Origin of the sequence: Streptomyces sp. (assembly GCF_035563135.1) — a bacterium.
In the GTDB taxonomy this organism is placed as follows: domain Bacteria; phylum Actinomycetota; class Actinomycetes; order Streptomycetales; family Streptomycetaceae; genus Streptomyces.
The window spans coordinates 1-13140 of the sequence record NZ_DATMVN010000482.1 but is presented as its reverse complement, the minus strand read 5'-3'; the positions used below and the strand labels follow the sequence as shown (position 1 = coordinate 13140).

Genomic DNA, 13140 nt, shown 5'->3' with positions numbered 1-13140 from the left:
CCATGCACACGGTGCTCGGCACCACCCCCCAGGACTTCACGGCGCGCTGGCAGGAGTACCTGCGCGCCCGGCTCGGCTGAGCCGCTGGGCCGGACGACCCTGCCGCGCCCCCGGCACGGTGTCCCGCCACAGCCGCCGCCCGGCTGCGAGCGTCGCGGCGACGAGCAGGCCGTTGCGTACGGTCATGAGCGCCACGCCCTGCGCGTCGCTCGCCACCACGTGCGCGAAGCCGAGCGGGAACTCCAGCAGGGTGACAGCGGTGGCCGCCAGGACCAGACACGCGGGCAGCGCCATCCGGCTGCCGCGGAACACCAGGCACACCGCGGCGAGACCGAGCGGCCACACCATGTACTGGGGGCTGATGACACGGCTGGTCACGGTGAACAGCAGCACCGCGGTGAACGCCGCGTCCGCCGGGGTGTGCACCGCGTGCGCACGGGCCCGCAGCCGCCACACCAGCAGCCAGCCGAAGGCGAACAGGCTCAGCACCAGGGCCAGCGTGCTCACCAGCGCCACATGCGGACCGGCGAACTCCATCGAGCCGTAGCGCAGCTCCACCCGGCCCTCCCAGCCGAACTGCCTGGCCACATGGAAGACCAGCGCCCCCAGCGACTCGATCTCCAGCCCCCGGTCCCGCTGGAACGTCAGGAAGGCGAACGCGCCGGGCAGCACCACCCCGGCCGCCAGGACCAGGACCGCGGCCGTCACCGCCGCCGCCGACCAGGAGCGGCGCGTGGCCCGGCCCCGGGCGGTGCCCACCAGCAGCAGTACCGGCCAGACCTTCAGCAGCGCGCCGAAGGCGGCCAGCGCACCCAGCACCCGGGGGTGGCGCACGCCCGCCAGGAGCGCCGCCACGGCGACGGCCGTCACCATCAGGTCGTAGCGGGCGTACACCGTCGGCCCGAGCAGCGGCACGCCCGCCACCCACACCCACGTGCCCGCGTCGCGCATGCCCGGACGGCTTCCCGCGTACAGGAGCAGCCCGAGGACCAGCGCGTCACACAGCAGTACGAGGACGAAGAAGGCGGACGCGTACTCCAGGAAGGGCAGCAGGTCCGGGGAGAGCACGGCGAGCGCGGCGGCGGGCGGATACTGCCAGGTGACGTCGTCCAGCGGGTAGGAACCGGCGCGGAGGACCTCGTACCAGCCCCGGTAGATCACCGAGACGTCGCTGGTGACGTCCGGCCCCGGCACCGTGAACACCTTGAAGACGCAGAGCAGCAGCACCGCCCGGGTGAGGCCCCACACGGCGAGGGCCGGGCCCCGGCCGCTCGTACCTGTCCTGACCGTCATGCACGCCATGATGCAGGCCCCGGCTGTGCGGGAGCCGTCAGGCAGGGCCGTCGGGCCGCCCGGTACTGTCGGCGGCGATGGACAAGACGCTGATCGTGACGAACGACTTCCCGCCCCGCCCCGGTGGCATCCAGGCATTCCTGCACAACATGGCGTTGCGCATGGACCCCGAGCGGCTCGTCGTCTACGCCTCCACGTGGAAGCGGGGCGCGGAGGGCGCCGAGGCCACCGCCGCCTTCGACGCCGAGCAGCCGTTCACCGTCGTACGCGACCGTACGACGATGCTGCTGCCCACCCCCCGGGTCACCCGCCGGGCGGTCCGGCTGCTGGAGGAACACGGCTGCTCCTCCGTGTGGTTCGGCGCGGCCGCCCCCCTGGGGCTGATGGCGCCCGCGCTGCGCGGGGCCGGAGCCCGCCGGATCGTGGCCACCACGCACGGCCACGAGGCGGGCTGGGCGCAGCTGCCCGCCTCCCGGCAGCTGCTGCGCCGCATCGGCGAGGGCACCGACACCCTGACCTATCTCGGCGAGTACACCCGGTCCAGGATCGCCGCCGCGCTCACCCCGGAGGCCGCGGACCGGATGGTGCAACTGCCGCCCGGGGTCGACGAGAAGACCTTCCACCCGGCGTCCGGCGGCGACCGGGTCAGGGCCCGGCTCGGGCTCACGGACCGGCCCGTCGTCGTGTGCGTGTCCCGGCTCGTGCCGCGCAAGGGCCAGGACACCCTCATCCTGGCCATGCCCGCGATCCTGGCGCGGGTGCCGGACGCCGTCCTGCTCGTGGTCGGCGGCGGTCCCTACGCCGGGCAGCTGAAGAAGCTGGCGGCCGAGACCGGCGTCGAGGACTCCGTGCGCTTCACCGGACCCGTGCCGTGGGAGGAGCTGCCCGCCCACTACGGCGCAGGCGACGTGTTCGCCATGCCCTGCCGCACCCGGCGGGGCGGCCTCGACGTCGAAGGCCTCGGCATCGTCTACCTGGAGGCCTCCGCGACCGGACTGCCGGTCGTGGCGGGCGACTCGGGGGGCGCCCCGGACGCCGTGCTCGACGGCGGGACCGGGTGGGTGGTGCGGGGCGGCTCCGCCGAGGAGTCCGCCGACCGGATCGTCACCCTGCTCGGCGACCCGGAGCTGCGCCGGCGCATGGGGGAGCGGGGCAGGGCGTGGGTCGAGGAGAAGTGGCGCTGGGACCTGCTCGCCGAGGAGCTGAAGAAGCTGCTCTGAACAGCGGAGGGGAGGGGCCCGCACCGGGCCCCTCCCCATGGGCGCGTCCGGACGTGTGCGTCAGGGCGTGTGCGTCCGGCTCAGCCGCGGTAGAGCGACTCGACCTCGTCCGCGAAGTCCTTCGCCACGACGTTGCGCTTCAGCTTCAGCGACGGCGTGATGTGGCCCGCCTCCTCGGTGAACTGCGTCGCCAGGATGCGGAACTTGCGCACCGACTCCGCCTTGGACACAGCGGCGTTGCCGTCGTCCACGGCCCGCTGCACCTCGGCCAGCAGCTCGGTGTCCTCGCGCAGCGAGACCGCCGTCGACCCGGTCGGCTTGCCGTTCTCCTCGGCCCAGCGGGAGAGGAACTCCTCGTCGAGGGTGAGCAGTGCGCCGACGAACGGGCGCCCGTCGCCGACCACCATGCACTCGGCGACCAGGGCGTGCGCGCGGATCCGGTCCTCGATCACCGCGGGGGCGACGTTCTTGCCGCCCGCCGTGACGATGATCTCCTTCTTGCGGCCCGTGATCGCGAGATAGCCGTCCTCGTCGAGCGTGCCGATGTCACCCGTGTGGAACCAGTTGCCGGCCAGCGCCTCGGCCGTCGCCGCCTCGTTCTTCCAGTAGCCGGTGAACAGGTGCTCACCGTGCAGCAGGACCTCGCCGTCATCGGCGATCCGCACGACCGAGCCCGGCAGCGGCTGGCCGACCGTACCGATCTTCTGCCGGTCCCACGGGTTGAAGGCCGTGGCGGCGCAGGACTCGGTGAGGCCGTAGCCCTCCAGCACCGTGAAGCCGATGCCCCGGAAGAAGTGGCCGAGCCGCTCGCCCAGCGGCGCGCCGCCGGAGATCGCGAACTCGCCGCGGCCGCCGAGCACGGCGCGCAGCTTGCTGAACACCAGCTTGTCGAAGACCTTGTGCTTGACCTTCAGGCCGAACGAGGGGCCTTCCGGTGTGCCCAGCGCCCGGCTGTACGCGATCGCCGTGTCGGCGGCCCGGTCGAAGATCCTGCCCTTGCCGTCGGCCTGGGCCTTGGCCCGCGCCGAGTTGTAGACCTTCTCGAAGACCCGCGGCACACCGAGGATCAGCGTCGGCCGGAAGGCGGCCAGCTCGTCGGTGAGGTTCTTGATGTCCGGCACACAGCCGAGCTTGATCGGCGCCATCACCGAGGCGACCTCGACCAGCCGGCCGAAGACGTGCGCGGCGGGAAGGAAGAGGAGGACGGAACACTCACCGGTACGGAAGAGGGGCTTGAGCCGCTCCACGATGTTGCCGCACTCCGCGAAGAAGCTGCGGTGGGTCAGCACGCAGCCCTTCGGGCGGCCGGTGGTGCCCGAGGTGTAGACGATCGTCGCCGGGTCGTCGGCCTTGGCGCTCACCATGCGCAGGTCCAGCGTCTCGTCGGAGACGTCGGCGCCCGCGGCCACGAGCTCGCCGACCGCGCCCCGGTCGATCTCCCAGACGTGCCGCAGACCGGGGAGCCCGTCCCGCACCGAGCTGACGGACCCGGCGTGGGCGCTGCTCTCCACGACGACCGCGACAGCCCCCGAGTCGCCGAGTATCCACTGGACCTGCTCGGGGGAGCTGGTCTCGTACACCGGCACGGTGACGGCGCCCGCGCACCAGATGGCGAAGTCCAGCAGGACCCACTCGAAGCGGGTGCGCGACATCAGCGCGACCCGGTCGCCGGGCTGGATGCCCGCCGCGATCAGACCTCTGGCGGTGTCCTTGACCTCGGCGAGGAACCGGGTCGCCGTGACGTCCGTCCAGACGCCGGCCACCTTCCGGCTCATCACCGCGACATCGGGATGCTGAGCGGCGTTGCGGCGGATGAGATCGGTCAGATTGCCGTCCGTAGGGACCTCGTACAGGGCCGGAAGGCTGAACTCGCGCAAGACTGCTGCTCCTCATCGGGCTCCGGTTCCACGGCTCTGTGCGACGCACCGGATCAGTCCAAGACTGGCAGATGCTCAGTGGGGTGAGCACGACTGGACTGGCGGGACGTTACCCACCGGTAGTCGGTTCCGGAAAGGGGGGCCCGGCCAGATGTCTTATGCATCACACATATCGGTGGTCCTTCGGCGCACATTAGTCCACTCGTGTCCCGATCCGGAAGTAACCGCAGGTCGGATGGCCTCTACCCAGAGCAGCGCATGGCGACCTAGGGTGATCTCCATGCGAGCCGGTACACCGCACGATCAGCACACAACCCCCACCCGACGGACACGCGTGCACGTGGTCAGTGATGTGCACGGGAACGCGGAGGCGCTGGCGCGCGCCGGCGACGGCGCGGACGCCCTGATCTGTCTGGGGGACCTGGTCCTCTTCCTCGACTACGCCGACCATTCGCGCGGCATCTTCCCCGACCTGTTCGGCGTCGCCAACGCCGACCGCATCGTCGAGCTGCGCACGGCACGCCGTTTCGAGGAGGCACGGGCCTTCGGCCGTGAACTGTGGGCCGGCCGGGACCGCAACGCGGCGATCCTGTCCGCCGTACGCAAGCAGTACGCCGAGATGTTCGCGGTCATGCCCACCCCGACGTACGCCACGTACGGCAACGTCGACGTGCCCGCGCTCTGGCCCGAATACGCCAGTTCCGGTACCACCGTGCTGGACGGTGAACGGGCCGAGATCGGTGGCCGGGTCTTCGGGTTCGTCGGGGGCGGCCTCAAGACCCCCATGAACACCCCGTACGAGATCAGCGACGAGGAGTACGCCGCCAAGGTCGAGGCGCTCGGACCGGTGGACGTCCTGTGCTCGCACATCCCGCCGGACGTCCCGGAGCTGACGTACGACACCGTCGCCCGGCGCTTCGAACGCGGCAGCCGCGCACTCCTGGACGCCATCCACCGCACCCGCCCCCGCTACGCGCTTTTCGGCCACGTCCACCAGCCGCTGGTGCGCCGGATGCGGATCGGTGCCACCGAGTGCGTCAATGTCGGCCACTTCGCGTCGAGCGGGCGCCCCTGGGCCCTGGAGTGGTGAGCGACACGGCCGCCGGCCGGGGGCCGGGGCGCGGACGGGAGGGCCGCCGGCACGCGATAGCCTGCACACGGCAGGCCTCTGCCGAACGCGACCGGTACACCGCACTGGAGGGCCACGGCGATGGCTGAACACACCAGCTCGAGCATCACGATCGAGGCGGCGCCGGCCGACGTCATGGGAGTGATCGCCGACTTCGCCCGCTACCCGGAGTGGACCGGAGAGGTGAAGGAGGCCGAGATCCTCGCCACCGACGACCAGGGCCGGGCCGAGCAGGTCCGTCTCGTCCTGGACGCCGGAGCGATCAAGGACGACCACGTCCTCGCCTACACCTGGAACAGCCCCTACGAGGTCGGCTGGACCCTCGTCAAGTCCCAGATGCTGCGCGCGCTCGACGGCAGTTACGCGCTGGCGCCCCTGGGGGACGGCGACCGTACCGAGGTCACCTACCGGCTGGCCGTGGACGTCAAGATCCCACTGCTCGGCATGATCAAGCGCAAGGCCGAGAAGGTCATCATCGACCGGGCCCTCGCCGGGCTGAAGAAGCGCGTCGAGTCCGTCCCGCAGGCCTGATCACGTGCGTACGGTCCTCGTCACCGGCCCCGGCGGCGCAGGCCGTACCACCGTCGCCGCGGCGACCGCGCTCGCCGCGGCCCGCAGCGGCCGGCGCACCCTCCTGGTCTCCGCCGACGCGGTACCCGCCTTCCCCGCCGGCCCCGAACCGGCGGAGGCCGCCGAGCGGCTCTTCTGCGTCCGTGTCGACTCCGCCGCCCACTTCCGCGGCGAACTGCTCGCACTGCAGGACCGGGCGTCCGGGGTGCTCGACCTGCTCGGGGCCGGCAGGCTCGACGGCGAGGAGCTCACCGGACTGCCGGGCAGCTCCCAGCTCGCCCTCCTGCACACCCTGCGCCGCGCGGCCGAGGGGGACTGGGCGCGGGACGGCTACGAGGTCCTCGTCGTCGACCTGCCTCCGCTCACCGACGCCCTCGCCCTGCTCGCACTGCCCGGGCAGCTGCGCCGGTACCTGCGCCGCCTCCTGCCCCGCGAACGCCAGGCCGCCCGGGCCCTGCGCCCGGTGCTCGCCCAGCTCGCCGGCGTCCCCATGCCCGCCCAGTGGCTGTACGAGGCCGCCGCCCGCAAGGACGCCGAACTGGCCGCCGTCGAGGCACTGATCGACGACGACGCGACCACCGTGCGGCTGGTCGCCGAACCCGGCCACGCCGCCGGTGAGGCGCTGGGCGCCGCCCGGACCGGACTCGCCCTGCACGGACTGCGCGTGGACTCCGTCGTGGCCTCCCGGGTCCTGCCCCGCCACTCCGGCGACCCCTGGTTCGCCGACGTCGCCGCGCGGCAGGAGAAGTGCCTGGACCACTGGCGCCAGGAGTGGGCTCCCGGGGTCCCCGTACGCGAGAGCGCCCACCTCGGCCGTGAACCGCGCACCGTCGAGGACCTGGTCCCGCTCGCCGGGAGCTGCGCACCGGACGACCGGATCCCGGGACGCGCGGGGGACCCCTGGTGGACCGAGGACGCGGGGGACGGCGTCATCGCCTGGTGCCTGCCGCTGCCCGGGGCCGCCAAGGAGGATCTCAGGCTCGTCCGGCGCGGCGACGAACTGTTCCTCACCGCGGGGCCGTTCCACCGGATCGTGCGCCTGGAGTCCGCGCTGCGCCGCTGCACCGTCTCCGGAGCCGCGCTGACCGACGGCGTCCTGCGTGTCCGGTTCACGCCTGACCCCGCGCTCTGGCCCCGGACACAGTGAACGGCGCACCACCGTTCGGGTAACGTCGGTAGTACGTGGCCCGCACGGCCGCGCAGGCAACCGCGTCGCAGGAGTCCGCCATGAGTGAAGCCACCGATCGTCCCGTCGACGACGACGCGTGGGCGGAGGCCTGCGCCGAGGACCTCGAAGCGGAGAAGGCCCGCCGCCGGGCACAGTACGGACAGCAGCCGGGTTCCGCCGCGGAGGAGCTGCGCAAGCTGATCGACGCGATGGCCGACAAGGTCTCCTCGCTCCGGTCGCCGCTGCTCGGCACGGCGGCCCAGGGCACCGTCCAGCAGGTGATCCGGCAGGCCAGGTCCGCGGTCGAGCCCGTCATCGAGCGCAATCCGGAACTGTTCGACCACCTCGCCGCCGCGGGGAACGAGCTCCTCGCCGCCTACCGCTCCGCCGTGGAGGGCCAGGAGGCCCGCTGGACCCGGGGCACCGAAGGCACCGGAGGCGCCCCGGGCGGCACCGGGGAGGCCCCCGGCCCCGTGAAGAAGGCGGCCGAGGACCCCTCGGACCCGCGTGACGAGGGCACCGGCGGCAGCGAACACATCGACCTGGACTGACCCTGGACAGGGAAGGCCCGTCCCCGGCTCGGGTACGGTTGGCCGTAGCGGGGCTCGACCGAAACTGAGGGATTCATGGGACTCACCATCGGCGTCGATATCGGCGGCACGAAGATCGCGGCTGGAGTGGTCGACGAAGAGGGCCGGATCCTCTCGACGTTCAAGGTATCGACCCCGCAGACCGCCGAAGGCATCGTGGACGCGATCAGCGCCGCCGTGTCCGGGGCGAGCGAGGGGCACGACGTCGAGGCGGTAGGCATCGGCGCGGCCGGATACGTCGACGACAAACGCGCCACCGTGCTGTTCGCCCCGAACATCAAATGGCGCCACGAGCCGCTCAAGGACAAGGTCGAACAGCGCGTCGGCCTGCCCGTCGTCGTCGAGAACGACGCCAACGCGGCGGCCTGGGGCGAATACCGCTTCGGTGCCGGCCAGGGCCACGACGACGTCATCTGCATCACGCTCGGCACCGGCCTGGGCGGCGGCATCATCATCGGCAACAAGCTGCGCCGTGGACGCTTCGGTGTGGCGGCGGAATTCGGTCATATCCGCGTCGTCCCGGACGGACTGCTCTGCGGCTGCGGCAGCCAGGGCTGCTGGGAGCAGTACGCCTCCGGCCGCGCCCTCGTGCGGTACGCGAAGCAGCGCGCCAACGCCACCCCCGAGAACGCCACGATCCTGCTGGGACTCGGTGACGGCACGCTGGAGGGCATCGAGGGCAAGCACATCAGCGAGGCCGCCCGGCAGGGCTGCCCGGTGGCCGTCGACTCCTTCCGTGAGCTGGCCCGCTGGGCCGGAGCCGGACTGGCCGACCTCGCCTCGCTCTTCGACCCCTCGGCCTTCATCGTCGGCGGCGGGGTCTCGGACGAGGGCGAGCTGGTCCTCGGCCCGATCCGCAAGTCGTTCCGGCGCTGGCTGATCGGCGGCGAGTGGCGCCCGCACGCGCAGGTCCTCGCGGCCCAACTGGGCGGCAAGGCGGGCCTGGTGGGCGCGGCGGACCTGGCGCGCCAGGGCTGACCCCAGCATCACGGCACGTCCGGCGCCCGTCGCGCCCCCCGGGGAGCGACGGGCGCCGGACGTATCGTGCCTCCCATGGTCACGATGCCGATGCCGCTGCCCGACTCCCGTACCGAGCCGGACGGTTCGGCCGTCATCCGGGTGCTCAGCTACAACGTCCGCTCCCTGCGCGACGACACCGAAGCGCTGGCCCGTGTCATCCGCGCCTGCGCACCCGACCTGGTGTGCGTCCAGGAGGCCCCGCGCTTCTTCCGCTGGCGCAAGGCCGCAGCCCGGCTCGCGGCCATGACCGGCCTGGTGATCCTCAGCGGCGGGGCCACGGCCGCCGGGCCCCTGCTGCTCTGCTCACTGCGCGCCACCGTGGAACGCACCGAGGACGTCCTGCTGCCGCTCACACCGGGGCTGCACCGGCGGGGCCTGGCCACGGCGGTCGTACGGATCGCGGGGGCCCGGATCGGTGTCGTGAGCTGTCACCTCAGCCTGCAGCGGGAGGAACGGCTGACGCAGGCGCAGACGCTGCTGGACCGGATCGACGCGATGGACGTCCCGCACGCCGTCGTGGCCGGTGACCTCAACGACGTACCGGAGGGGAGCGCCTTCCGGCGGCTGGCCGGACGGCTCCAGGACTGCCGGGCCGTGCGGCCGTGGGGTGGCGAGCTCACCTTCCCGCCCGGAGCCCCGCGCAAGCGGATCGACGCGGTGTTCGCCAGCGACGGCATCGAGGTGCTCGGCTGCGGCGTCCCCGCGGACCTGCCCGGTGTCACCGGCGCGGACCTGCGGGCGGCCACGGACCACCTGCCCGTGCTGGCCGCACTCAGGGTGCCCGCAGGGGACTGAACCGGGACAGGGCGTACGCGCGGGAACAGGCCGTCCCCGCCGCACGGGCGCGGGAACAGGCCGTCCCCGCCGCACGGGTGTCAGACGACCGCGCCGCGCCCCGGATCGTCGTCCTCCTCGTCGTCGTGGGGCATGCGCGCCACCAGGGTGGCGAAACCGCCCAGGAAACCGCCGATGGAGAGGGTGGTGAGCCACCACGTCATCTCCCACTGCATCAGCACCGCGACGAGCATCAGCACCGGGCCGCCCACGACCGCGAGCCAGGCGAACTTCGCCGTCACATCGGCCTCGGGAAGCGGCGGCGGCTCCGGCGGGACGAAGTGCCCCTCCTCACTGTCGTCCGGGTCACCGCTGCCGCCGCCCCCGGGCTCCTCCAGGGCGTAGTCACGCGGACCCGCGACCCCGGGGGCGAACACGACCGAACCGCCGAGCGGCTTCTTCTCCGGCGGCCCGCCGGGTGCCTTCCCGCTCATGCCCTTGTCCGCGTCGTCACCCGCCCCGGGCTCCGGGGAGGGGTCCAGGACGTTGAGCTGGTCGTCCTCCAGCAGGGCCAGGTCCTCGACCGACTTGAACGGCTTGGCGCCCGGCGGGTCCGGCGGTTCCTCGCCGTACCCCGCGACGATCGCCTCCCAGGCCGCGGCCTCGTCGAGCGGCCGGGCCCCCTCCGTGCCCCCGGGGACGGCCGCTCCCTCCGTGGGGCGCGGTTCGCGCTCCTCGTCACTTCCCGCGCGCTCCGCGTCGTGCTCAGCCACCGGACGTGCTCCCCTTCTTGCCGGCATCGGTTGTGAGACGGTCGATGAAGCGGTAGCTCTCCTCGAAGATCCGCTCCGCATCGTGGTCCAACGTCGCGACGTGGTAGCTCTGTTCCAGGAGGATCTCGTCGACGTCCCGGGACGAGACCCGGCTGAGGATGCGCGCCGAGTCGGCCGGCGGCACGACATGGTCCTGCGGACTGTGCAGCAGCACGATCGGCTGGGTGACCTGAGGCAGATCGGCGTCGACCAGCCGGAAGAACGCCCGCACGGAGTGCGCGGCGTGCAGCGGCACCCGGCCGTAACCGACCTCCTCGGCGCCCTCCAGGGCGATGTCGCTGGTCAGCCCCTTCGTCGTCCGCACCATGTGCCGGGCCACCGGCAGGGCGTACGCCGACAGACCGTGCACCTTGTTCGCCGGATTCACCAGCACCAGGCCCGCGATCCCGTCCCCGTGCTTCGCGGCGAGGCGCAGCGCCAGGGCCCCGCCCATCGAGAGGCCGAAGACGAAGACCTGCTCGCACCGCGCCCGCAGGGCCCGCAGCTCCCGGTCCACCTCCGCGTACCAGTCCTGCCAGCCCGTGACCGCCATGTCCTCCCAGCGCGTGCCGTGACCGGGCAGCAGCGGGAGGGACACGGTCAGCCCGCGCTCCGCCAGATAACCGGCCCAGGGGCGCAGCGACTGCGGCGAACCCGTGAATCCGTGACAGAGAAGGACGCCGGCCTTTCCGCCTTCGTGGCGGAACGGCTCGGCTCCTGGGAGGACCGGCACCGGGGTCTCCTGTTCATGAAGCGGGGCAGGGTGCGGGGGTGTGCGAAAGGATGACCTCACCGTACGCGACCGGACCGACACCGACCAGGGCCGTCACCGCCCGGGCAGGCGCCGCCCGCGGGCGGCGCCTGCAGGGAGGCCGGTGGGGGAAACCGGTCCGGGCGGGAGGGGAGGGAACCGGGCCCCGGACCGTGGGAGGGCCCCGGTCCCACAGGCTAAGGTCTGTCGGACGGCACACAGGAGGCACCCGAGTTGATCTACGGCGCAATGAAGTTCTCCATCGGCGGGTCTTTGAAGCTCGCCTTCAGGCCGTGGGTGGAGGGCCTGGAGAACATTCCCGCACACGGGCCGGCGATCCTCGCGAGCAACCATCTGTCGTTCTCCGACTCCTTCTTCCTGCCGGCCGTCCTCGACCGCAAGGTGACCTTCATCGCCAAGGCGGAGTACTTCACGGCGCCCGGGGTGAAGGGCAGGCTCACCGCCGCGTTCTTCAAGGGCGTGGGACAGCTCCCGGTGGACCGCTCCGGCGGCCGCGGTGCCGGAGAGGCGGCCATCAGGGCGGGCATCCAGGTGATCGAGAGCGGCGGCCTCTTCGGCATCTACCCGGAGGGCACCCGGTCGCCGGACGGACGGCTCTACCGGGGCAAGCCCGGAGGCCTCGCCCGGGTGGCCCTCGCCACCGGAGCACCCGTCATCCCCGTGGCGATGATCGACACGGAGAAGATCCAGCCGCCCGGCCAGGTGGTGCCCAGGCTGATGCGGCCCGGCATCAGGATCGGCGAGCCGCTGGACTTCGGCCGCTACCAGGGCATGGACGGCGACCGCTTCATCCTGCGCTCGGTGACCGACGAGGTGATGTACGAGATCATGAAGCTCTCCGGCCAGGAGTACGTGGACATCTACGCGACCGCGGCCAAGCGGCGGATCGCCGAGGCCGCGAAGAAGAAGGGGACGGAGCAGTCCGGCGCGTAGGCGCACCACAGGGGCGGGAACCGGGGGAGGGGCCATGACCGGGCGCGAACGGGTCGTACGGATGTCGGTCGAGCAGCCGCTGTGGCGTGCGCTGACCGCGTACCGCGTGCTGACGCTGGTCTACGCGGCGCTGCTCGCGGGTTTCGGCCGGGGGAAGTACGAGCGGCCCTGGGTGGCCGTCGCCTTCCTGGCGGTCCTCGCCCTCTGGACACTCGCCACCCTCCCCAGGGTGGCCAACGCGGCGAGCTGCACCAAGCGTTTCCTCGGCACGGACCTCACCGTCGCGCTGACCGGGATCCTCCTGACACCCCTCGCCGACTTCGACGCCCGCCACATGGACGGCCCGACGCTCCCGTCGATCTGGACCGCGGGGTCCGTCCTCGCCTTCGCGCTCAAAGGCGGCTGGCGCTGGGCGGCCTTCGCCTCCACCCTGGTCGCCGTCGCCAACATCATCGAGCGCGGCGAACCCAGCGAGGACACCTTCCACAACGTGGTGCTGGTCTGGGTCGCCTCCATCGCCATCGGTTACGTCGTCGAGGTGGCACGGGCCAGTGAACGCACCCTGGCGCGCGCCCTGGAGATCGAGGCCGCCACCCGGGAGCGGGAGCGGCTCGCGCGCGACATCCACGACAGCGTCCTCCAGGTCCTGGCCATGGTCCAGCGACGCGGCACGGCCCTGGGCGGCGAGGCCGCGGAGCTCGGCCGGATGGCCGGGGAGCAGGAGGTCGCCCTGCGGACCCTGGTCTCCAGCGGCCTGGTGCCCACCACACGGGTCTCCGAGGACAGTGCGCAGGGCGCGGTGGTCCGCGCGGTGGACACCGGCGAGGAGGAGAGCGCCGAGTCCGACCTGCGCACCCTGCTCGCCCCGCACGCGGGCTCCCGGGTCACCTTCGCGGAGCCCGGCGCCCCGGTGCTGCTCGCGGCCGGCGCGGCGGCTGAGCTCGCCGCCGCGGTGAGCGCCGCACTGGACAACGTCCGGGTC

The 13140-nt window shown here is 72.6% G+C and carries 13 protein-coding genes; 9 read left to right on the top strand and 4 right to left on the bottom strand.

What is annotated here, in order from left to right:
• Positions 1 to 36: 36 nt before the first annotated feature.
• Positions 37 to 1293: a glycosyltransferase 87 family protein gene (locus VN520_RS21300; protein WP_325748535.1), complete on the bottom strand. Its 1257-nt coding sequence runs from the start codon at positions 1291 to 1293 to the stop codon at positions 37 to 39.
• A gap of 77 nt (positions 1294 to 1370) precedes the next feature.
• On the opposite strand from VN520_RS21300, the gene VN520_RS21295 reads away from it, so the two are divergent.
• The gene (locus VN520_RS21295; RefSeq protein WP_325748534.1) at positions 1371 to 2513 is read left to right on the top strand and encodes a glycosyltransferase family 4 protein; all 1143 of its coding nucleotides are present in this window, start codon (positions 1371 to 1373) and stop codon (positions 2511 to 2513) included.
• Between the two features lie 80 nt (positions 2514 to 2593).
• On the opposite strand, the gene VN520_RS21290 is transcribed toward VN520_RS21295, so the two are convergent.
• A complete protein-coding gene (locus VN520_RS21290; RefSeq protein WP_325748533.1) occupies positions 2594 to 4390 on the bottom strand; it encodes an AMP-dependent synthetase/ligase in 1797 nt (598 codons plus the stop codon).
• A gap of 280 nt (positions 4391 to 4670) precedes the next feature.
• Between VN520_RS21290 and VN520_RS21285 the strand changes: the two genes are divergently transcribed.
• The 6 genes from VN520_RS21285 to VN520_RS21260 all read left to right on the top strand — a co-directional run bounded on the left by VN520_RS21285 (position 4671) and on the right by VN520_RS21260 (position 9662).
• A complete protein-coding gene (locus VN520_RS21285) occupies positions 4671 to 5480 on the top strand; it encodes a metallophosphoesterase family protein (RefSeq protein WP_325748532.1) in 810 nt (269 codons plus the stop codon).
• Positions 5481 to 5600: 120 nt separating this feature from the next.
• The gene (locus VN520_RS21280) at positions 5601 to 6050 is read left to right on the top strand and encodes an SRPBCC family protein (protein WP_325748531.1); all 450 of its coding nucleotides are present in this window, start codon (positions 5601 to 5603) and stop codon (positions 6048 to 6050) included.
• A 4-nt stretch (positions 6051 to 6054) separates the two neighbouring features.
• Positions 6055 to 7236, top strand: coding sequence for an ArsA family ATPase (locus tag VN520_RS21275; protein ID WP_325748530.1), 1182 nt, complete (start codon positions 6055 to 6057; stop codon positions 7234 to 7236).
• Between the two features lie 80 nt (positions 7237 to 7316).
• The gene (locus VN520_RS21270) at positions 7317 to 7808 is read left to right on the top strand and encodes a DUF5304 domain-containing protein (protein WP_325748529.1); all 492 of its coding nucleotides are present in this window, start codon (positions 7317 to 7319) and stop codon (positions 7806 to 7808) included.
• Positions 7809 to 7883: 75 nt separating this feature from the next.
• Positions 7884 to 8825 (top strand): ROK family glucokinase, encoded by a 942-nt coding sequence (locus VN520_RS21265; RefSeq protein WP_325748528.1) that lies wholly within the window; start codon positions 7884 to 7886, stop codon positions 8823 to 8825.
• A 75-nt stretch (positions 8826 to 8900) separates the two neighbouring features.
• Positions 8901 to 9662 carry an endonuclease/exonuclease/phosphatase family protein gene (locus VN520_RS21260; protein ID WP_325748527.1) on the top strand — a complete coding sequence of 254 codons (762 nt, stop codon included), beginning with the start codon at positions 8901 to 8903 and terminating at the stop codon, positions 9660 to 9662.
• Positions 9663 to 9742: 80 nt separating this feature from the next.
• Here VN520_RS21260 and VN520_RS21255 read toward each other — a convergent pair whose 3' ends face one another.
• Both VN520_RS21255 and VN520_RS21250 read right to left on the bottom strand, forming a co-directional pair.
• Entirely contained in the window at positions 9743 to 10414 is a 672-nt protein-coding gene (locus VN520_RS21255; protein WP_325748526.1) for a hypothetical protein, read from the bottom strand.
• A complete protein-coding gene (locus VN520_RS21250; RefSeq protein WP_325748525.1) occupies positions 10407 to 11186 on the bottom strand; it encodes an alpha/beta hydrolase in 780 nt (259 codons plus the stop codon). Before VN520_RS21250 ends, VN520_RS21255 begins: the two co-directional genes overlap by 8 nt.
• Before the next feature lie 252 nt (positions 11187 to 11438).
• Between VN520_RS21250 and VN520_RS21245 the strand changes: the two genes are divergently transcribed.
• Together VN520_RS21245 and macS are read left to right on the top strand one after the other, a co-directional pair.
• Complete coding sequence (locus tag VN520_RS21245; protein ID WP_325748524.1) at positions 11439 to 12158, top strand: lysophospholipid acyltransferase family protein; 720 nt, start codon at positions 11439 to 11441, stop codon at positions 12156 to 12158.
• A 34-nt stretch (positions 12159 to 12192) separates the two neighbouring features.
• Positions 12193 to 13140, top strand: a 948-nt coding sequence (gene macS / locus VN520_RS21240; protein ID WP_325748523.1) for a MacS family sensor histidine kinase, incomplete at its 3' end; no start/stop codon positions are given.